Raw genomic sequence first — 20,527 nt, 5'->3', positions numbered from 1 at the left:
TATATTATCAAAATTAAGCTTTGTACGCATCCAGTGGATTTACACCTGTAGGTAACAATTTTTTGAAAGTAAATGAGAACTCTGGTGTACCTGCTGCATATGGTGCAATTTCGTATTGTTGGAAATAGATTGTTAGTCCACTATCTGTTAAATAATATCCTTGATTAGCAGCAATTCCTTTAAAACTATCTGCAAAGTAAAGATCTTCTTTTTTGATTTCAGCATTAATGACTTTGTCGATGTCTTTACGATAATTGCTATTGGATTTGAGTAGATCACTCAATTGAATTTGCTTACCGTCTTTCAACGAGAATGTCATCCCAGTTAGCGTAGCCCCGCCGTGTGCACCACCGAGAAATTCATAGTCGTTTACTAACACACTTAATACACCGTTACGATTATAAGTTACTTTATAACCACTATCTATTTCATATGTCATAGCTGAATCTTTAGGAGGAGCTCCTAATTCTTTAGCTTGTTTTTGTGTTTGTTCCAAATAAGTTTGCGCATGAGCTTTGAAAGCTTTATTAATAGCTACTTCAGCTTCTGAATTGTCCAAACCAGATATGACTGGATATTTAATATTGATCTCTGTATAGCTGTTCGTTTTGGTCGGTTTTAGAGTAGCTGTTGTTAGTTCAATATTATTCATGCCTTCTTTTGTTATATTTACAGTACGTGTAGCACCATTCCATACCGCACGATATCCGAATTGATCTGTAACTGCTTTGATAGCTACATAAGAAGTACCATTGACTATTTTAGCATCATAACTATCTCCAACCGTACTACCATTTAAGGTAACAAATACACCGTCATTTACATCTACTCCTAGAGCAAATGATGCTTTATTTTTGTCTTTGGTCACGGTAACTGTTTTCTCTTTAGCATTGTACGTTACTGTAGCCCCGATTGCTTTGGCTGTGTCTTTTAGAGGAAGTAGCGAACTACCATTTGGACTCACAATCCCTGTTGTAGCGATCGCTTTTCCTTCTACTTGTACATGAATAGCTGATTTAGCAGTAGAAGATGTTGCAGCAGCCGCTTGTACTGTATAAGAAGTTCCTGGTAGAACAGCTACCGTTCCTACAGTAGCCATCGTTGTTGCTAACAGAAACGCAGAGATTTTTTTCAAATGTGCTTTAGATGTATTGTTTTGATTCGTGTTCATTCATTATCTCTCCTTTAACATTATGTATCATGTTATATTTGGTTTAACCTTCTTTATTATATCCTTAACATTTATCAAGAGATTTACAAATCACTCAATATCAATTTACAACATAGTCACGATTGCCCTACTAAAAATGATGAAACTGTAAAACATTTTTAGGTTTTTCTGCTGAATATCAAAAAAACGTTTATCTTGCTCATGTAGATATTGAACAAGATAAACGTTTCTAATTTGAGGACTGCTCTGCTTTAGTAAACTTCTACTATACTGAAACGATACGTGGATTTGCACGTATAATTAGTTACAATTCTGATTATTTTGCTCTAATCAGATTCATTCACGCTTCAATCTGTTAATTCATAGCATACTGCACGTTAAGTGTAGCATTCAATTCAATCGTACCTGGCTCAATATTTGTACCAGCAGCATCAGGAGTATCTAGCGCTTTAGCACTTTGTTTTTCCATATATACAACAGGTGGTGCACTTACACCTGGATCACTTACGGACAACAAGCTTCCAAGTGAAAGGTTTGCTGCTTTTGCAATCGATTGAGCTCTTACTTTTGCATTAGACATTGCTTTGGCAATAACTTGCTCTTGATAGGTATCTTCATTTTCGATCCCAAAGCTAACAGAACCGATATTGTTAGCTCCTGATTTAGCAGCAGCATCCAACAATGAACCTAATTTGTCCAAATCACGATAAGTCACTTGCAAACTATGATATGCCGTATAACCTGTAACTTTTTGCGGGTCTTTACCGTTATAATCATAGTTGGGTTGTACATAGAATTGAACACTCTCAATATCCGCGTTTGGAATTTTCCATTCTCCTTTGAGCAAAGTATTCAATTTTGCCATTTTCTCAGCATTTGCTGATTGGGCTTTGGCAGCAGTCGCTGAAGTTGTCTGTACTCCGATCGTTAGATATGAGATGTCTGGTTTGACTGTTAACTTACCTGTACCACTCACATTGATCACACCTGGTGCTGTTGTAACTGCCGTTTCCGCTGCATAAGTTGTATGACTAGGCAGTGCTACAAACGCACTCATACCAGTTAGTAATGTACCTGCGAGCATCAATGAAGCTAGGGATTTACTTGTTCTTTTCATTTTATTCACTCCTTAATTGGTTGTACCTACTAAACGATAAGGAGCAAATAAAAGTTGCATCATTGATTATTTGAGCGATTATGGAGAGAGGAGTTGTTTTTCGAACTCGGCCGAAAAATAGAGAGATCAGACAAGAGCGTATGTATTTCACACAACAAGTTGAACATTGTTCAAGTTCATCGTGACAAGTTAGATTATTTTTTTTATAATCTCATATAATCCCACCATTATGGACTTTAGCGCTATAATGAGTACACGAGATCGGGAATAATAGAATGAGGGGAGAGTCACCATGTCAAAAAACAAATATCTATGGAGTTCCATTTTGCTTATGATGAGTATTCTAATTTTTAATACAACAGCCGTTCAAGCTGCCACTCCAGCCAAGCCGCGTGAAGTGAAGTTAGAATGGAATGGAACACGCCTTCCGCAAAATGGTCTTTTGATCGGTGGTAATACGATGATTCCAGTCGTTATGCTACGTGACTCTATAGGAATGACGTTACGCTATGAATCTGGCGTCAAAACATATACGTTATTACAAAATGATGATCAGCTCGATATGATCATGAGCAATTCTGGCGTAACGATGCGTCTGAATAATCATCAATGGAATGGGCCTGATGCTACAGTGGTCAATGGACGGATGTATATTCCATTTGCTGTATTGCGAGATGGCTTCGGATATCAAAGTTCATGGAATGCGTTTCAATTGAAATTGAACTTTGCTAAAAAAGGCATTTTTCTAAGCTAATTGATGCTAACTATACAAAAAAACCGCCACAGCAATCTGTGACGGCGTGCCCTCCATATCGCTATGGGGGGCTTATTGGTTTTCTAATTCTTCTTTGCTTACTAGACTGACTAAAGCGTTTACAGCAGATTCTGAATCTGCGCCTTCAGCACTAATGTATACTTCAGTGCCAGAGCTGATTGCAAGGCTCATAATGCCCATGATGCTTTTAGCATTCACTTTTTTATCATCTTTTTCAACAAAAATCTCTGAAGAATATTTATTCGCTTCCTGTACAAACAATGCTGCAGGTCTTGCGTGTAATCCCGTTTTCAATCGAACAACAACCGGGTGTTTTGTCATGAGATCGTTACCCCCTATAATACATATTCATTACATCTATTGAGCGTGCATACGCAGCTCACAGTGTTTAATACCATGTTCATAACACTATACCATTATAGCACGCACCGTACTAGAAAAAAATAAAGCTTACGTGAGATTATTTTATTCAAGCATAGTGTTCATTACGCATCTTTTCAGCCATCTCGTCTAATTTGCGTAGTCGATGATTGACGCCAGACTTACTGACTCCACCTTTAAGCATTTCGCCTACTTCTTTGAGATTCATATCAGGATGTGCTAGACGAATCTCTGCTACTTCACGCAATTTATCAGGCAATTGTTCAAGTCCAATACGGCGCTGAATAAATTTGATGTTATCAATCTGACGAACTGCTGCACCAATCGTTTTGTTCAAGTTAGCTGTTTCACAATTTACGATACGATTTACGGAATTACGCATATCTCGCATAATACGAACATCTTCGAATTTGAATAGCGCTTGATGAGCTCCGATAATACTCAAAAACTCAATAATTTTTTCGCCTTCTTTGATATACAAAATAAATCCTTTTTTGCGTTCAATACAGCGAGCATTCAATTCAAATTCATTCGCAAGATCAACAAGCGCCTGACATTGTTCTTCATACATCGATGCAATCTCCAAATGATACGATGATCCTTCTGGATTGTTCACCGATCCACCTGCCATAAAAGCACCGCGTAAATAAGCACGTTTACAGCAGTTTTTGCGTACCATTTCCGTATTAATGCCCGGAGTAAACATAAATCCTTCAGACACAATTTTGAGTGTAGTCAGAATGCTTTGTACACCCATCGGAATACGAACAATGTAGACATTATTTTTTTTGAGACGCATTTTTTTACGCACCAGTAATTCAGTATGCACAGCAAAATGCTTTTTGATCAGGGAATAGATCCGTCTTGCGATAGCGGCATTTTCAGTAGAAATATCCAAAATCACTTTCTTGTTGGAAATTTGCACTGAACCATTCATCCGTATAAGCGCAGACAGTTCTGCATGTTCACAACAGTCATCAGCCTCTACCATCGTTAATTCTTTTTTCGTCTGCGCCGCAAATGACAATGGACTCACCCTTTCGATAACATAGATTTTTTAACTTGTTCATAAATATGATGACTTAACTTATCTGCATCATGACGAAGATAGGTTCCATAGAGCACCAGTTTGTCTGCAATAACTTTGTATCCGAGCGACTCCACCGTTTCCAGATCCAGAATTACTGGCTTCGCTCCTTGTTCGGCATACCGTTTTTGCATTTTCAAAGGAATAGGATCGTTATTCACAATCACATAATCAAATAAGCGATGACCGACATGCTCATAGATCGCATTCAAATGATCACTTACTGTATAATGATCTGTTTCTCCCGGCTGTGTCATCACATTGCAGATAAATAATTTGAGCGCATTTGAATTCAATATCGCATCTGCAAGCTTATGCACAAGCAAATTGGGCAACAGACTCGTATACAGACTGCCAGGTCCGATCAGTATTGCATCCGCCTGCTGAATAGCGAGTACCGCATCAGGCAATGGTTCTACATGATCAGGTTCTAAAAAAATGCGTTTGATTTTTTGACCGGCTTCAGGAATCTTCGACTCCCCAGTGACGATAGAGCCATCCTCCATCTCGGCGTGTAGAATAACAGCCTGTTCTGCTGCTGGAAGCACTTGTCCACGTACAGCAAATACACGACTCAATTCTCGAACAGCAGTCACAAAATCACCCGATATGTCTGTCATTGCTGCCAGAATCAGGTTACCTAAGCTATGACCTGCAAGTCCTTCGCCTTTTTGAAAACGATATTTGAGCATCTCTGATAAAAGAGGTTCTACATCCGCCAAAGCGGTGAGTACATTACGAATATCACCCGGAGGCGGCATTTTTAGTTCGTCTCGAAGAATACCAGAACTTCCACCATCATCTGCTACAGTAACGATAGCTGTAATATCCAGTGGCTTTTCTTTGAGACCTCTAAGCATTACCGACAACCCGGTGCCACCACCCATAACCACGATTCGCGGACGAACCACAGGTAAAGTGGGTTGTGAAATAGACATATCTTTCACTCCTTAATGCCGATCGCGATCAGCATCCCTATGACTAACACGTACAGTTTCTGTTTCGCTTGCGCCAAGCATGCGACCCAGATATTCAGAGATCGCAACAGAACGATGCTTACCGCCTGTACAACCAATGCCTATAATAACCTGGCTTTTGCCTTCATTCCGATAATGAGGGATTAAGAAGTGCAACATATCTAATAATTTAGTCAGAAAAGCTTGTGTTTCTGGCCATTTCATTACATATTCGTACACATCACTATCCTGTCCGGTATGTGGCCTTAGATGGTCAATATAGTGAGGATTAGGTAAAAAACGAACATCGAAAATGAGATCGGCATCAATCGGAATACCATATTTGAAGCCAAATGAAGTCACATTAATCGATAACCGATTGGATTCCAAATGAGAAAAACGAGCAATGATTTTCTCTTTTAATTGAGCAGGCTTGATAATACTTGTATCTATAATCTGAGTCGCAGATGTTTTGAGGTCATCTAACATTTGACGTTCTAAACGGATACCATCCAGCGGCATACCTTCAGGCGCTAGCGGATGCCGGCGTCTGCTTTCTTTATACCGCTGAACCAGTACCGAGTCGCTAGAATCCAAAAATAATATTTCAGAATGAATCGTATAGTGGTTTTTGATATAGCTTAGGGATTCAGACAGAGCAGCAAAAAATTCACGTCCACGTAAATCAATTACAAGTGCAACTTTACCGATTTTACCATTGGATTGCTCTATTAATTCAGCGAACTTCGGAATAAGTACAGGTGGCAAATTATCTACACAGAAGAATCCAAGATCTTCAAGACTCTGTACAGCAATCGTTTTGCCTGCTCCAGACATTCCGGTAATAATGATCATTGTTGCTGTCGATGAATTTTCGCTTTTGCTCATGCTCAAGTACCCTCCCTTTAACGACTCTAGACGTTGATATGATAGTTATAATTAACGCAACAATAGACCTGCTGCTCCAACAATTCCTGCATCGTTACCAAGCTTCGCAGGAATAATTTCTACTCCACGTTGCAACGGTTCAGGTGTCAATTCAGCAAACACTCTACGGATTTCATTGAACAAAATATCGCCAGCTTTGGACACGCCGCCACCGATAATAAAGCGTTCTGGATTCAATGTTGCTGCTACAGCAGCCATCGATTTACCCAAGTAAAAAGCAGCCCGATTTATAATACGGATACTCACTTCGTCGCCTGCTTTGGCTGCATCAAAAATATCTTTTGCCGATACTTTTTCGATTGCAGATAAAGAAGTATGGTCGCCACGTTCTACTGCTTCTACCGCCATACGTACAATACCTGTTGCAGAAGATACCGTTTCAAGACAGCCCATTTTGCCACAACCACATTTAATCGCTTCCAAATCAGGCACAACAGAAATATGACCGATCTCTCCTGCTAATCCTGAAAATCCTTGATAAATATGGCCATTCACAATAATACCGCCACCTACACCTGTACCTAATGTGTAACAGACGCAATCGGTAATGCCTTTACCTGCTCCACTCCAAGCTTCGCCCAGTGCAGCTACGTTAGCATCATTATCGACACGAATCGTTTTGCCCAAACGTTCTTCCAAAATAGCACGGATCGGCACATTCTGAAAATTGATGTTAGGAGCCATCAAAATAACGCCAGCACGCACATCGGTGAAGCCAGCAACACCAGCTCCAACACCTACGACTTGATCCCACTCATACGGCGATTGCTCTACGATATAACGTACATATTTTTCAATATTCCCGATAACCGCATCTGAGCTTTTTTCTTTTTCAGTCGGACCTTCGTACGTATGGAGCAATTCTCCTTCTTGATTGCAGATACCTACTTTAATAGCTGTGCCGCCAAGATCAACACCAATATAAATATTTTCAGACATATGACCGATCCACCTTTTCCATTCAAAATTTAATAGTTCGTGATTTATAAAATCTCTAACCATTACTATGATTATACGTAATTGTATCATCCTTTGAGTGATTCGAAAGTAAACAAAATGATGACTTTTTGTCATAGGAATATGATTAGGTTTGGATATATAAGATAGAACATGCTTCTGATGAATGTACGTATCCCACTATAAGCGAACCTTAGACTCTGGTCAAGCGAACCCGTGGCTCTGTTGTCTTGTCTAATACCGCCAAAAAGGGAGCCATCATGGCTCCCTTCTCCATTGGTGTTCTTACTCGTTCAGTGATTCACTCCAGTCGTGTACCATGCTGCCTTCAAGATACTTCTCACAATCCATTGCCGCCATACAGCCACTACCTGCTGCTGTGATCGCTTGACGATAACGTGTATCTTGCACATCACCACAAGCAAATACGCCCGGGATATTGGTTTCTGTTGTGCCTGGAGTGACCATAACATAACCATGTCCGTCAGTATGAATTTGCTCGCCCAAGAAACCGGTATTCGGTGTATGACCGATCGCTACGAATACGCCATCTGCTTCAATGATTTCTTCTTGTCCTGTTTCATTGTTTAGCACTTTTAGACCTTTAACACCCATACCATCCGCTACCACTTCAACCGGTTTGCGGTTTAATTGCCATTTGATTTTAGGATTGTCTTGTGCACGATCTTGCATGATTTTGGAAGCACGTAGTTCATCACGACGATTGACTACTGTTACTTCTGTCGCAAAACGAGTCAAGAAGCTTGCTTCTTCCATCGCTGAATCGCCGCCACCGACAACAATTAGTTTTTTACCACGGAAAAAGAATCCATCACAAGTCGCACATGTACTTACACCGCGTCCTACATTATCTTGCTCGCCTGGAATACCCAAGTATCTTGCAGAAGCACCTGTAGAAATAATAACAGACTCAGCTTCTAACTCGCCCATGCCCTCTACTTTTATTTTGAAAGGACGTTGAGAAAGATCTACATTTTCTACCCATCCTGATTTGAATTCTGCACCAAAACGTTCTGCTTGCTTACGCATGTTGTCCATTAATTCAGGTCCCATAATGCCTTCTGTAAAGCCCGGGAAATTTTCTACTTCTGTAGTTGTAGTTAATTGTCCACCTGGTTGTAAACCTTCAATAATCAAAGGTTGTAGATTTGCACGAGCCAAATAAATAGCTGCTGTTAATCCAGCAGGTCCTGTACCAATAACGATTGTTTTATACATAAATAGAAAACCTCCTTGATGTAGTTAAAAGTATAGTTAGCACACATAAACTAATCTAAAACAGATAGATTCGATACCGTAGACTCTGTGTCTACTCTAAAATAATCGGCAGATAATGCCTGTGTATTTACACTTTGCCGTAATACGCGTTTTATTTCTGTACGTAACCGATCTGAAATCTGTGGTTCCTGTAATAAATGACGTAAAGCTTGATACACTTCTTCATTATCATCCAATACATACGATTCAATCGCACGTAGCTGTTGTTGTTCATTGCCATGCGCTAAAATATGGAGCAATTGAATATGTGTAGGTTCTGCATACATATAATTTTCTATATTCACTCTAGCATGAGCTGCACTTTTGGATTGAAATGACAACTGATAATGATAAGATGGCATCAACTTGCCAAGCTTAATCTGTTCCACATGTTCCATATAAAATGATGGTACTTCAGCTTCCGGTTCAAAGCGCAAAATCATACTCCATAACTTGCGAGCTTCATCTATTTTGTGCAAATGACATGCTGCTGTTGCCGCATAATGATAGAGCGCCCATTGATGAACAGATTCTTGCTGTTTGATCAGCTTGCGAAAATAAGTATACGCTAATTCATGCTCACCTAACATTCCAAGTGTTGTAGCTAGCTTTAACAAATGCTCCTGTTGAAAAGGAATAATACGTGTTAACACGTCGATTTGTTGTTTCACTTGCTCGGTCTGTCCTAGATGTTGCATCAAAATCGCCTGATTACATAACCCATGAAGATTATGCGGATCACGCATGAGCACTTCTTCAATCTGTAGAGCTGCTTCGGTCATTTTGCCCTGATAGTACAGCGCAATAGCTAGATGATTACGTGCTGTATGAAGATCGGGTTGCACTTTTATAATCTGCTCTAATTGTTCAGCCGCTTCTACAAACTGCCCTTGCTCCAATAAGCTTTGTGCCGAATCATAATCATTAACAGGTAATTTCGTATCATGATTCGTACTTGATGAACGCTTCAATTCTTTGTGTAATAACTCCATCATTTCTCCAGCTTCATCTAGAAATTGACCGTCTTTGTCCAATTCTAGATAAGTTAGCAATGATGCTTCTGCTTGTTCAAAGTGACTCATATTGGCATAATTATTCGCCATATAGAAATGACATTCAACCATAGCAGGATCAACTACGTCCAGAATATTAGCAAGCACTTGATTCGAAGCTTCATAATTACCTATCTCTGATAATATACCCGCCATATTGCAATGATTCACAGGATTGTTGGGTTCATATTCAACAGCTTTTTCAAAATACTTCAATGCCTTGTCATAACGATGACGGTCTAATGAACGGACAGCTCTTTCAAAAAAGAAATTAGCATCCCAATGAAGCGAGATGACTTTACGTTCATCTTCTCCTACTTTTCGCTTATAATCATTCACCGGATCAAGGCACCTCCTTTGTTTCTATACCACTTTTATCAATAGTTAATCATATATTTAAAATTAGCCGACTATGAGTTGGGAAGTAAAAATTCTTATCGGATAAGTATATCATATCCCAGAAGCACACTAAAGCTACGACCCTAAACTATTCATAGTTACTTCTTTTTCGTCATATTCACGTGAGATCAAATACCTGCATCACTGAACAATGTAGCGATAGATCCGCCTTCCATAATGATACGCACAGCATGCGCAAGCATTGGAGAAACCGATAATACAGTTAAGCGATCAAGATGTCCTGGTGGCAAGCTGATCGAATCGGTCACAACCAGTTCACGAATATACGGATGATCTAGACGTTGCAAAGCCGCTCCTGAAAAAAGACCATGTGTCGCACAAACGATCACTTCTTTGGCGCCGCGTTCTTTGAGACTTTCAACCACATTAATAATCGTTGTACCTGTATCGATCAAGTCTTCGATAATAATAGGCGTTTTGCCTTCTACATTACCGATCACATGGGTAATTACAGATTCATTATGCGCTGGACGCTTTTTGATCATCATCGCAAAAGGCGAATCCAGACGATTGGCTAACTTTTCTGCCATCGAAGCTCGACCTGCATCTGGAGATACGACAACAGCGTCTTCTATTTTTTTCGTTTTGAGATATCCACTGATCAGATCAAGAGCAGTCAGATGATCGACAGGAATATTGAAAAATCCTTGAATCGCAGACGCATGTAGATCGATCGTAATCACACGATGCGCGCCTACTGTTGTAAGAACATCAGCAACCATTTTGGCAGAGATCGGCTCACGAGGAGCTGACTTGCGCTCTTGTCTTGCATATCCATAATACGGAACAATAATATTGATTGTTCTTGCAGAAGCACGTTTAGCCGCATCGATCATCACTAAGAGTTGGACAAACATTTCATTGATCGGATGTGATAATGATTGCACTAGAAACACATCCATATTACGAATACTTTCTTCATAATGAACATAGGTTTCGCCACTTTTGAATTGAGATAATTTGATTTTGCCTAGTTGTACACCCAGTCGTTCGGCGATCTGAGCTGCTAACTCCGGGCAAGATGATCCTGAGAAAATACGTAATTTATCTTTCATAAGCGCCTCCTATTTCATATCCAGACTCCGTCCACTCAACATTATATTATCGGTAGTTACAGACAGATTATTTATTTCTATCATACCGTAAACCTGTATAAAGCGTTAAAGAAAACGGTATTCTGAAACTTTCATAAAATTTTCTTGACGAAATATAGTACGGAACCGTACAATATGATAATCAAGTACAAGCAGTTATTATGCAAATATATGTCCTGCCCTAAAGAAAGGTGAAGAAAATGTCGATAATAGATTCATCTGATGATCATGTTCCATCAGAAGAGATGGATAAATTAAGCGAATTAAGTAAATTATACCCTGATTTCAATATCGATTGTATGCGGACTTCGATTTTATTGATTCGCACTTCGCATGAAATATTTAACGAAACATCAACTTTACTTGCTAGACATGGATTATCGCCTAGTAAAATGCGTATTTTAGTACCATTGCTGTTACGCAAAAAGCCGCTGTTGCCTTCTGATCTTGCTGAATATTCAGGTGTAACACGTTCAACAATGACCGGACTTATTAACGGTTTGGAAAAAGATGGACTTATTCGACGGGGTGCACATGAAGATCGCCGGATGACATCTATTCATTTAACCGATGAAGGCAAACAATTGATTCATAGTACGCTTCCTGTATATATGGAACAGATTAATCAATTAATGTCTCATATAACCGAGGATGAGCAAAAAGTATTACACCGTTTATTGTACAAGATTCAAGCGGGACTAGAAACATCTAAACAAGGTTAACTTTTTTTTTGGCAAAGTAATACGGAACCTTACTATCAGCCCCCGTACCATATCTTTTTAAGATAATTACGATGCGATAGTTTGAATTTAATGTTAAAAAAATAATATTTAATTTATGAAGAACAGGAGCACAAAAAGTGAAAATTGCAAAACTAATTCCTATTATTGTATTAATTGCTGCCCTCGGTATAGGTGGATACTTACTAACTATGCATGGTAAAGACGCTGTTTCAATGGCTGCTCTCAAAAAAGAAGGTGTCCTCACTATAGATACGGTGAACAGTTCATTTGAAGGACAATCTGGTAAATTAAGCTCTGTTAAAGTCATTGAAGAACAACATGTTAAAAAAGGACAAGTATTGATGACGCTTGATACAAATGATATTAATTTGCAAATCAAAGGAATCAAAGAACAAATGTCTCAAATTGATGTGCAGATCAGTCAAGCTAAAAGCTCTTTATCCAGTCAAGCTAACAAATTAGCAGAACAAGAAGCAAATGCTAAATTAAATATTCAAGCTGCTCAATTAGCTGAGACACAAGTCAATCAAGGCGCACGTGCTGAAGATATTACCAGCCAAGAAATCGCTGTTGATTCAGCTAAAAAATCTGTAGAAATTGCTAACAATTCAGTAACTTCTGCTCAAACTGCTGTATCGGCTGCTCAACAAGCTGCTGATTTTGCACAAACAAGCTTTGATCGTAACAAATCGCTTTTTGATAATGGATTAGCGACTCAAGCAAGTGTAGATAGCGCTCAAAATGCTGTCGATACGGCTAATAAACAATTACAAAGCGCACAAGATCAATTAGCAACTGCGCAAAAACAAGTAGAACTTACAGGTAATCAAGTAAAAGCTCAAGAAACAGCACTTGAGAAAATGAAAAATGGTGCTACTGCTGAAGATCGTGAACAAGCGCATCTCAAAGTAGAACAAGCTCAACAAGCGCTAAAACAAATTCAACAAGGTCAAGAAGATATCAGTAACGGTAAGTACAATATCGAATTATTGCAAAAACAAAAAGATTCTTTACAAATCAATATGGATACATTGAATGTGCAAAAAAATCGTCGTGTACTTAAAGCGGCTGTAGACGGTAAAGTCACTCGTGTTGTGCCAAAAGTAGGCGAAAACGTATCTGCGGGTACACCGGTAGTCGTGATCGAGACAGGTAAATTGTATTATGATCTATACGTTGGCGAAGAAAACATCAAAGCGTTTAAAGCTGGCTCTAAAGTGAAAACAGATGTTATTTCACTCAACAAAGATGTACAAGGAACTGTTCGTTATATTACTTCTGCACCACAGTATGCTGCTCTACGTATGAGTCGTGAAAAAGGTCAAGCCGACACTACTTCTTTCATTGTGCGTGTCGATGTGAAACGCACATCTGAATTGCTGCCGGGAATGACGGTGGAGGTTCTAACCAATGAAAGCAATAATTGATGAATTTAAGCTCATACTGAATGGTAAATTTATTTTTATTATCGTTATTGCTCCATTGATTATTTCAGCCGCTTTTGGTTATGTTTTCAAAAACAATCAGTTAAATGAAGCTCCTGTTGCTGTGGTCGATATGGATCACAGCACATACAGTCAACATTTGATAGAACAACTTAATGCTGATCAGTATATCGATATTAATTACATTACGTATAACTACACCGATCCCAATGACTTTTTATATAACGAAAAATATTTAGGTGTTATTTATTTGCCAGCAGGTCTGGAGAAAGCTCGTGCTCAAGGAAATCAAAGTAATATTGGATTCTATGTAGATACCGCTTTGTCTACAGCAACTGCTAGCTTGCGTACAGGGGTTACCGAGGTAATTACAGCAGAGAACTCTACTGCTTCCTCTGGTAAGCTTGTAGCGATGGGATTGAACGCTACACAGGCAACAAATTTATCAACTGGACTGAACTTGCAGACTCGATTACTGTATAACCCGACCAACAATATGTTAATGAGTTCAGTTATCGGATTTGTAAATACAGTATTTCTATCTATTCTGGGCGGTGCTACTCTAGCGATTGTACCTCGTCTACGTGAACAAGGTTTACTTGCAGGTATGGTACAGAAACCGCTCAGTATCGTTTTTCGAGTCATCCCTTACTCTTTGATAGCAACAGCCTCGATGTATCTGGTTATGGGATGTCTGAAGCAAGTAGGTGGGTTACGATTTGAAGCGAATGTATTTCAATTATTTATTCCATTCATTATGTATACAATCGCGTTATCCTTGTTATGTATGATGGTCGGTTGGAATGCTTCTTCTCCTGCTAAAGCAGCAGGTCGGATCACGATGATTCTATTACCATCGTTTATTCTAAGTGGTGCGCAGATTCCTGTTGCTTTGTTACCACCTATTTTGCAACAAGTCAGTCATGCGTTACCTCTATCCTGGCATTTTAAATTTTTACGCGGACTTGGTTTCCGTGGTGGCGATTTGAAATACTTTTCACAGGAGATAGGTGGATTCTTGATTCTGATCACTTGTATTTTGTTCGTGATCTTCCTATTAATCTTGAACGAACGTCGTAAAGCACGTAAAGCAGAACGCGAAGGATTAAATACGACTCCAGATGAGCCCACAACAGATACAACAGTGGTTTCATCGGATGTTAATAGTACAACGACTGATTCTTCTGCTACATTACCTTCAGGTGGCAAACCGCAAAAAATATAATCATGATCTCAAATTCATTTTTCATCAATAAGCGTATCTTTTACGCTTTATCCAAAAAAGCCCTTTGCACTGCTATGCAGTCAAAGGGCTTTTTTATTATCCATGTAAAGGTACAAAAGAACGTTGCCGTTGTTCAAATACTGCTAATTGCTGTACACCTAGTTCTTGCAACAAAGCTCTTGCTTCATCCAAGTGATCACTTAATTTTAAAGGATCATGAGCATCTGAACCAAGTGTCAACGGGATATCCAGCGCAATCGCTTGTTCCACAATCCGACGACTTGGAAAAATTTCTTTACACACTTTAGATAGACCGGACGAATTAAGTTCCATCACCATATCGGCTGTTTTCACCGCTTGTAGTGCCTTATCCTCAAGAGCTATACGTTCCTCTGTCTCTTCTGGCAACGGCACATAGCCAAAGCGCTTAATCACATCCAAGTGCCCGACAATATCATAAAATCCTGTTGCACAGGCTTTGCCGATAGCATCATAATACTGCCGATATACGTCCAATACATGCTTGCCTTCCCAACCCTGAGTCTGCCGAAAATCGGAAATATCCCATTCACCTAGAAAATGAACCGACCCAATCACATAGTCAAAAGGATATTGATTTAGAATATTCTGAATCACTTCTTCATATCCTTCTATATAATCAGCTTCTAAGCCTACTTTGATATCTATCTGATCGCGGTACTTTTCTTTGAGCATCAGACATTCTTCAACATAACGAGGCAATTCATCCATCGGCATAGCCATTTCAGGATAATACGTTGCAGGATCGACATGAATCAATGGCAAATGATCTGATAACCCTAGTTGGGACAATCCGATCGCTATACCGCGCTGCACATACTCTTCAAGTTCACCCACTGCATGTCCACAGCGTGCATGGTGTGTGTGATAATCTATTAGCATAGACTTTCGCCTCCGCTCTTAGTCTTTACGTGGACGCTCATGACGGCGATCCAGTTCAGCCAGTACATCATCTAAAGGCAATTTACGCTCTTGCAACAATACCAATAGGTGATAGATCAGATCGCTGACTTCATAACGAAGCTCATCATTATCTTGATTTTTGGCTGCGATAATCGTTTCGGCTGTTTCTTCGCCTACTTTTTTCAAGATTTTGTCGATCCCTTTTTCAAAAAGATACGTTGTATATGCTCCTTCTGGACGATCGCGGTCACGATCTGAGATCATTTGCTCCAACTCTGCTAAAATCGCAAACCGATCTTTGCCAGAATTCGATGGAGTTGTATGTTGTTCTTCGTTATTATTAAATGTTGGTTGATTATCCACTTCATTCACCTCATTATAGAAACAGCTTATTCTGCCTGTATGGCAAGCAGGACCATTTGCATGAACCATCACTAACAATGTATCGCCATCACAATCATACGATAATGATGTGATTTGTTGTGTATTGCCTGATGTTCCACCTTTATGCCAGTATTCTTGACGAGAACGGCTCCAGAACCATGTCTCTTGCGAGTCTAACGAGCGCTTTAACGACTCTTGGTTCATATAAGCCAACATTAATACTTGCTTACTGCTCTGATCCTGTACAATCGCAGGTACGAGCCCATCGGTATCCCATTTAATCGTTGCCACAAGTTGTTCCCAGGATAAAGACTGATGAATAATCTCATGTTGAAAATCAGACGAATTCATCGAATCTCCACTCCTTTGTCTTTTAACTGATTTTTGAGTTCAGGAATACCGATTTCTTTGTAATGAAAAATAGTTGCCGCTAGACCTGCATCCGCTTTGCCTTTAGTAAATACATCATAGAAATGCTCTGATGTACCTGCTCCACCTGACGCAATAATTGGAATATTCACTGCTTCAGACACCACCGAAGTGAGATCAATATCAAATCCATCTTTGGTTCCATCCGCATCCATACTGGTCAGCAGAATTTCTCCTGCTCCACGTTGTTCTGCTTCTTTGATCCATGCGATCGCACGAATCCCTGTCGATTTACGTCCTCCATGAGTATACACTTCCCATTCGCCCCATTCCGGGTTGAACTTCGCATCAACAGCGACTACAATACACTGTGCTCCAAATCGTTGTGAACCGTCATTAATCAATTGCGGATTCAGTACGGCTGCTGTATTGATCCCTATTTTATCTGCACCGGCACGTAAAATATTTTTCATATCTTCGACTTTGGATATCCCGCCACCAACAGTAAATGGAATCGATATTTCGCCTGCTGTTCTACGAACCACATCAATCATCGTTTCCCGACCTTCAACCGAAGCCGAAATATCGAGAAATATAATCTCATCTGCACCTTCTCGATCATACAGGGCAGCTAGCTCCACCGGATCACCTGCATCGCGCAGATTAACGAAATTCACACCTTTGACGACTCGGCCTTCTTTGACATCAAGGCATGGAATAATACGCTTTGCAAGCATGATTTGTCCTCCTCAAGCTTTATAACATTTTACTGAATCGTACGTAATGCTAATTCCAGATCAATATTGCCTGTATAGATCGCTTTGCCTACAATCGCGCCGCTGATTCCTTCTTCACGACGTGCCGCTAATTTCACCAGATCATCCAATACTGTTACGCCACCAGAAGCAATAACTTGCTTACCTGAAGCTTGAGCAATCGCAGCAATCGCATCGATATTAGGTCCTTGCATCATACCATCGCGCGAAATATCGGTAAAAATAAACGTTTCTGCTCCTTTAGCCGCTAATTCTTTTGCCAGTACTTCTGCTTTCACTTCTGAAGTCTCTAACCAGCCACGAGTCGCTACCAATCCATTACGAGCATCTATCCCGATCGCTACACGATTGCCATATGTACCTAGTACAGATTCTGTAAATTCACGATCTTCAATAGCTGCTGTGCCGATAATAACACGACTTACTCCGAGATTTAGAAGATTCTCTACATCAGCTAATGTACGTAATCCACCACCAACTTGTACAGGTACAGAGACAGCATTAGCAATACGACCAATCAACTCATGATTCACTGGATGACCTGCTTTGGCTCCGTCCAAATCGACAAGATGGACATATTGTGCTCCTTTTACTGTAAAATCAGTAGCTACAGCTACAGGGTCGTCATTATAGACGGTTTCCTGATTATAGTCGCCTTGAATCAGACGTACACAGCGACCTCCTCGAATATCAATAGCAGGATAAATAGTAAAAGAAGACAATATGATTTCCCCCTTGATTATAATAAGTCCTTGAACAAAAATGTTGCTCTACCGATCATTACACTTGGCTACAACTTCACTTTTTGGAATGATTCATCTATCAATTAATCTACCCGTTCACCTGTACACAGCGCCAAAAAATTGCGCAATAACAATGTACCCAATTCTCCACTTTTTTCGGGATGAAACTGCATACCGTATACATTGTCTCTTCCTACGATCGCTGTAACCGGTTGTCCATAATCACATATAGCGATAAGATCATCTGCATGATCTGGCTTTACATGATAAGAATGAACAAAATATACATGCCCATTGTACAGATCACGCACTAACGGATGATCCGGTTGTGTATACTCTAATCGATTCCAGCCCATATGTGGAATTTTGTAATCTTCATCTTCGAACTTCACGACTCTGCCTGGCAAAATGTTTAACCCTTGATGAATACCATGCTCTTCGCCTTCGGTAAACAATAACTGCATACCAAGACAAATCCCTAATAAAGGCTTACCACTGTTAGCGACTTCATTAACAATATGATCCATACCGCCTTCACGAATATGATTCATTGCATCACCAAAAGCACCGACACCTGGTAAAATAACACCTTCTGCACGTAGAATCTCATCACGATCTCCTGTGACTATACCCTCATAGCCTAATCGTTCAATCGCTTTGCTGACACTATGCAGATTGCCTATTCCATAATCAACAATAGCGATCGCCATATGTTATAGCACTCCCTTCGTCGAAGGTACTCCTGTCACGCGCGGATCAATTGTTGTTGCTTCATCTACAGCACGTCCTAATGCTTTGAAAATCGCTTCAATCATATGATGCGTATTTTGTCCGTAATGTACGATAACATGTAGTGTGATACGTGCTTCGAGTGCAAATTTCCACAAAAATTCATGTACCAATTCAGTCTGGAAGCTTCCCACTTGATTAGAAGGGTATTCGGCACGATATTCAAAATGCGGACGATTGCTGATATCAATCACTACCTGTGCCAAAGCTTCATCCATCGGAATAAATACACTGCTGTAACGCTTAATTCCGCGCTTGTCTCCTAATGCTTCACGTAGCGTCTGTCCAAGACAGATTCCGATATCTTCTACCGTATGATGATCATCAATCTCAATATCACCTTGTGCTTTGATATTCAAATCAAAATGTCCATGTTTGGTAAACAGATCGAGCATATGATTTAAAAAAGGAACATCAGTCTCAATTTCAGAAATTCCTGTTCCATCTACATTAAAAGCAAGCTGAATATTCGTTTCATTGGTTTTACGGCTGACATCTGCTTGACGTGTGCTCTGGTTTTCAGTTGACATACATATACCTCCTGCTTGGGCTATAAAGTATCTATGAATTAAATATTAACCTTCTTGTTCCAAACGAATAGCAATGGCGCGTGCATGACCTTCTAATCCTTCATGACGTGCTAATTCCATAATCGTATTGCCATTCGCAAGCAAAGCTTCTTTACTATAATAGATCATACTCGATTTTTTGATAAAATCGTCAACATCGACGGGTGAAGAAAAACGAGCAGTTCCGTTGGTCGGGATAATATGATTTGGGCCAGCAAAATAATCACCTACTGGCTCTGAACTATAATTACCGAGGAAAATAGCACCTGCATTTTCGATCATGCCTACATAGTTCATCGGTTGCTCGACCATAATTTCCAGATGCTCAGGAGCCAGTCGATTCACTACATCGATACCTTCTGTGATCGTTTCTGTAACAATAATCGCTCCATGATTCTGGATCGAAGCATTAGCAATATGTTGACGAGGCAATGTTTCTAATTGCTGTTGTACTTGAGAAGCAACAGCAGCGGCAAGCTGTGCAGAACAAGTGACAAGAATAGCAGAAGCCATTTCATCATGCTCCGCTTGGGACAATAGATCTGCTGCAATATAAGCAGGATTTGCATGCTCATCTGCTAGCACTACAATTTCGCTTGGGCCAGCAATACTATCAATATCAACTACCCCGTACACTTCACGCTTCGCTAGTGCCACATAGATATTGCCGGGTCCACAGATTTTATCAACCGGTTCTATACTTTGAGTACCATAAGCAAGTGCTGCTATCGCTTGTGCACCGCCTACACGATACATTTCTGTTACTCCAGCTTCAGCGGCAGTTACTAGAATATAAGGGTTAATTCCTTCTTTGCCACCTGTAGAAGGAGGGGTAACCATCACGATTTCAGGTACACCTGCGACTTGAGCTGGAATCACATTCATCAATACAGATGAAGGATACGCTGCTTTCCCACCCGGAACATACACACCGACACGTTTGAGTGGACGAATAATTTGCCCTAATAGACTGCCATCAGGTTGTAGATCCATCCATGAGTTACGTTTTTGCTTTTCATGAAATTGACGAATATTATGCGCGGCAGCTGTGATCGCTTGGACAAAAGAAGGTTCGACTTCTTGGTACGCCGCTTGCAATTCTTCATCGGTCACGCGAAGCAAATCAGCTGTAAGATTTGCCCCATCGAACTGCTTCGTATATTGCAACAAAGCTTTGTCTCCTGTGTGCTTAATATCTTGAACGATTTGCTTTACTGTAGCATTTTGCTCTGGCGATCCATAATCTACTTCTCTTCGCAAATCAAAATCTTGTGCAGATACGATCTTCACTATCGGTTCCCCCTTA

At 40.0% G+C, this 20,527-nt stretch carries 21 protein-coding genes; 4 read left to right on the top strand and 17 right to left on the bottom strand.

Annotated elements, in window-relative coordinates; genetic code table 11:
- Positions 1-13 precede the first annotated feature (13 nt).
- Positions 14-1,171, bottom strand: a complete 1,158-nt coding sequence (locus QE450_RS20965) for a PdaC/SigV domain-containing protein (protein WP_273614394.1) — start codon at positions 1,169-1,171, stop codon at positions 14-16.
- Between the two features lie 355 nt (positions 1,172-1,526).
- Positions 1,527-2,288, bottom strand: a complete 762-nt coding sequence (locus tag QE450_RS20960; RefSeq protein WP_273614393.1) for an SIMPL domain-containing protein — start codon at positions 2,286-2,288, stop codon at positions 1,527-1,529.
- A gap of 292 nt (positions 2,289-2,580) precedes the next feature.
- Here QE450_RS20960 and QE450_RS20955 point away from each other — a divergent pair, with 292 nt between their 5' ends.
- Positions 2,581-3,042 (top strand): stalk domain-containing protein, encoded by a 462-nt coding sequence (locus QE450_RS20955; RefSeq protein ID WP_273614392.1) that lies wholly within the window; start codon positions 2,581-2,583, stop codon positions 3,040-3,042.
- Between the two features lie 72 nt (positions 3,043-3,114).
- Here QE450_RS20955 and QE450_RS20950 read toward each other — a convergent pair whose 3' ends face one another.
- The 8 genes from QE450_RS20950 to QE450_RS20915 all read right to left on the bottom strand — a co-directional run bounded on the left by QE450_RS20950 (position 3,115) and on the right by QE450_RS20915 (position 11,197).
- On the bottom strand, positions 3,115-3,384 hold the full coding sequence (locus QE450_RS20950; RefSeq protein ID WP_069325823.1) for an HPr family phosphocarrier protein: 270 nt from the start codon (positions 3,382-3,384) through the stop codon (positions 3,115-3,117).
- A gap of 148 nt (positions 3,385-3,532) precedes the next feature.
- Complete coding sequence (gene whiA, locus QE450_RS20945) at positions 3,533-4,471, bottom strand: DNA-binding protein WhiA (protein ID WP_204826904.1); 939 nt, start codon at positions 4,469-4,471, stop codon at positions 3,533-3,535.
- 5 nt (positions 4,472-4,476) lie between these two features.
- Entirely contained in the window at positions 4,477-5,469 is a 993-nt protein-coding gene (locus QE450_RS20940; RefSeq protein WP_204826903.1) for a gluconeogenesis factor YvcK family protein, read from the bottom strand.
- Positions 5,470-5,481: 12 nt separating this feature from the next.
- Entirely contained in the window at positions 5,482-6,375 is an 894-nt protein-coding gene (gene rapZ / locus QE450_RS20935) for an RNase adapter RapZ (RefSeq protein WP_204826902.1), read from the bottom strand.
- A gap of 51 nt (positions 6,376-6,426) precedes the next feature.
- Positions 6,427-7,374 (bottom strand): ROK family glucokinase, encoded by a 948-nt coding sequence (locus QE450_RS20930; RefSeq protein ID WP_273614390.1) that lies wholly within the window; start codon positions 7,372-7,374, stop codon positions 6,427-6,429.
- Positions 7,375-7,677: 303 nt separating this feature from the next.
- The gene (trxB, locus tag QE450_RS20925; protein WP_273614389.1) at positions 7,678-8,631 is read right to left on the bottom strand and encodes a thioredoxin-disulfide reductase; all 954 of its coding nucleotides are present in this window, start codon (positions 8,629-8,631) and stop codon (positions 7,678-7,680) included.
- A gap of 50 nt (positions 8,632-8,681) precedes the next feature.
- Complete coding sequence (locus tag QE450_RS20920; RefSeq protein WP_307301816.1) at positions 8,682-10,061, bottom strand: tetratricopeptide repeat protein; 1,380 nt, start codon at positions 10,059-10,061, stop codon at positions 8,682-8,684.
- 188 nt (positions 10,062-10,249) lie between these two features.
- Entirely contained in the window at positions 10,250-11,197 is a 948-nt protein-coding gene (locus QE450_RS20915) for a ribose-phosphate diphosphokinase (RefSeq protein ID WP_069325830.1), read from the bottom strand.
- Between the two features lie 239 nt (positions 11,198-11,436).
- On the opposite strand from QE450_RS20915, the gene QE450_RS20910 reads away from it, so the two are divergent.
- The 3 genes from QE450_RS20910 (at position 11,437) to QE450_RS20900 (ending at position 14,649) form a co-directional block, all read left to right on the top strand.
- Entirely contained in the window at positions 11,437-11,958 is a 522-nt protein-coding gene (locus tag QE450_RS20910; protein WP_273614387.1) for a MarR family winged helix-turn-helix transcriptional regulator, read from the top strand.
- Between the two features lie 137 nt (positions 11,959-12,095).
- Positions 12,096-13,406, top strand: a complete 1,311-nt coding sequence (locus QE450_RS20905; protein WP_274171291.1) for an HlyD family secretion protein — start codon at positions 12,096-12,098, stop codon at positions 13,404-13,406.
- Positions 13,390-14,649: an ABC transporter permease gene (locus QE450_RS20900; protein WP_307301811.1), complete on the top strand. Its 1,260-nt coding sequence runs from the start codon at positions 13,390-13,392 to the stop codon at positions 14,647-14,649. Before QE450_RS20905 ends, QE450_RS20900 begins: the two co-directional genes overlap by 17 nt.
- Positions 14,650-14,745: 96 nt before the next feature.
- Here the strand turns inward: QE450_RS20900 and hisJ are convergent, their stop codons facing one another.
- The 7 genes from hisJ to hisD form a co-directional block, all read right to left on the bottom strand.
- The gene (hisJ, locus tag QE450_RS20895) at positions 14,746-15,570 is read right to left on the bottom strand and encodes a histidinol-phosphatase HisJ (protein ID WP_307301809.1); all 825 of its coding nucleotides are present in this window, start codon (positions 15,568-15,570) and stop codon (positions 14,746-14,748) included.
- Positions 15,571-15,588: 18 nt separating this feature from the next.
- The gene (gene hisIE, locus QE450_RS20890) at positions 15,589-16,326 is read right to left on the bottom strand and encodes a bifunctional phosphoribosyl-AMP cyclohydrolase/phosphoribosyl-ATP diphosphatase HisIE (RefSeq protein WP_307301806.1); all 738 of its coding nucleotides are present in this window, start codon (positions 16,324-16,326) and stop codon (positions 15,589-15,591) included.
- The gene (hisF, locus tag QE450_RS20885; RefSeq protein WP_307301804.1) at positions 16,323-17,081 is read right to left on the bottom strand and encodes an imidazole glycerol phosphate synthase subunit HisF; all 759 of its coding nucleotides are present in this window, start codon (positions 17,079-17,081) and stop codon (positions 16,323-16,325) included. The genes hisIE and hisF overlap by 4 nt, the downstream gene beginning before the upstream one ends.
- A gap of 29 nt (positions 17,082-17,110) precedes the next feature.
- Positions 17,111-17,842 carry a 1-(5-phosphoribosyl)-5-[(5-phosphoribosylamino)methylideneamino]imidazole-4-carboxamide isomerase gene (hisA, locus tag QE450_RS20880; protein ID WP_301262880.1) on the bottom strand — a complete coding sequence of 244 codons (732 nt, stop codon included), beginning with the start codon at positions 17,840-17,842 and terminating at the stop codon, positions 17,111-17,113.
- Between the two features lie 104 nt (positions 17,843-17,946).
- Positions 17,947-18,573, bottom strand: a complete 627-nt coding sequence (hisH, locus tag QE450_RS20875; RefSeq protein ID WP_307301800.1) for an imidazole glycerol phosphate synthase subunit HisH — start codon at positions 18,571-18,573, stop codon at positions 17,947-17,949.
- Between the two features lie 3 nt (positions 18,574-18,576).
- Complete coding sequence (gene hisB / locus QE450_RS20870) at positions 18,577-19,182, bottom strand: imidazoleglycerol-phosphate dehydratase HisB (protein ID WP_273614379.1); 606 nt, start codon at positions 19,180-19,182, stop codon at positions 18,577-18,579.
- Between the two features lie 45 nt (positions 19,183-19,227).
- Positions 19,228-20,511 carry a histidinol dehydrogenase gene (gene hisD, locus QE450_RS20865; protein ID WP_307301798.1) on the bottom strand — a complete coding sequence of 428 codons (1,284 nt, stop codon included), beginning with the start codon at positions 20,509-20,511 and terminating at the stop codon, positions 19,228-19,230.
- Positions 20,512-20,527: the final 16 nt, after the last annotated feature.

Origin of the sequence: Paenibacillus sp. SORGH_AS_0306, assembly GCF_030819345.1 — a bacterium.
GTDB lineage: Bacteria > Bacillota > Bacilli > Paenibacillales > Paenibacillaceae > Saccharibacillus > Saccharibacillus kyungheensis.
The sequence above is the reverse complement of the archived record's forward strand: the minus strand, read 5'-3'. Positions and strand labels throughout refer to the sequence as shown.

Excerpts from the sequence above, each read along its gene's own strand:
- QE450_RS20965 (WP_273614394.1), bottom strand. The coding sequence starts at position 1,171 with ATGAACACGAATCAAAACAATACATCTAAAGCACATTTGAAAAAAATC.
- QE450_RS20960 (WP_273614393.1), bottom strand. The coding sequence starts at position 2,288 with ATGAAAAGAACAAGTAAATCCCTAGCTTCATTGATGCTCGCAGGTACA.
- QE450_RS20955 (WP_273614392.1), top strand. The coding sequence starts at position 2,581 with ATGTCAAAAAACAAATATCTATGGAGTTCCATTTTGCTTATGATGAGT.
- QE450_RS20950 (WP_069325823.1), bottom strand. The coding sequence starts at position 3,384 with ATGACAAAACACCCGGTTGTTGTTCGATTGAAAACGGGATTACACGCA.
- QE450_RS20940 (WP_204826903.1), bottom strand. The coding sequence starts at position 5,469 with ATGTCTATTTCACAACCCACTTTACCTGTGGTTCGTCCGCGAATCGTG.
- rapZ (WP_204826902.1), bottom strand. The coding sequence starts at position 6,375 with ATGAGCAAAAGCGAAAATTCATCGACAGCAACAATGATCATTATTACC.
- QE450_RS20930 (WP_273614390.1), bottom strand. The coding sequence starts at position 7,374 with ATGTCTGAAAATATTTATATTGGTGTTGATCTTGGCGGCACAGCTATT.
- trxB (WP_273614389.1), bottom strand. The coding sequence starts at position 8,631 with ATGTATAAAACAATCGTTATTGGTACAGGACCTGCTGGATTAACAGCA.
- QE450_RS20915 (WP_069325830.1), bottom strand. The coding sequence starts at position 11,197 with ATGAAAGATAAATTACGTATTTTCTCAGGATCATCTTGCCCGGAGTTA.
- QE450_RS20910 (WP_273614387.1), top strand. The coding sequence starts at position 11,437 with ATGTCGATAATAGATTCATCTGATGATCATGTTCCATCAGAAGAGATG.
- QE450_RS20900 (WP_307301811.1), top strand. The coding sequence starts at position 13,390 with ATGAAAGCAATAATTGATGAATTTAAGCTCATACTGAATGGTAAATTT.
- hisJ (WP_307301809.1), bottom strand. The coding sequence starts at position 15,570 with ATGCTAATAGATTATCACACACACCATGCACGCTGTGGACATGCAGTG.
- hisIE (WP_307301806.1), bottom strand. The coding sequence starts at position 16,326 with ATGAATTCGTCTGATTTTCAACATGAGATTATTCATCAGTCTTTATCC.
- hisF (WP_307301804.1), bottom strand. The coding sequence starts at position 17,081 with ATGCTTGCAAAGCGTATTATTCCATGCCTTGATGTCAAAGAAGGCCGA.
- hisH (WP_307301800.1), bottom strand. The coding sequence starts at position 18,573 with ATGGCGATCGCTATTGTTGATTATGGAATAGGCAATCTGCATAGTGTC.
- hisB (WP_273614379.1), bottom strand. The coding sequence starts at position 19,182 with ATGTCAACTGAAAACCAGAGCACACGTCAAGCAGATGTCAGCCGTAAA.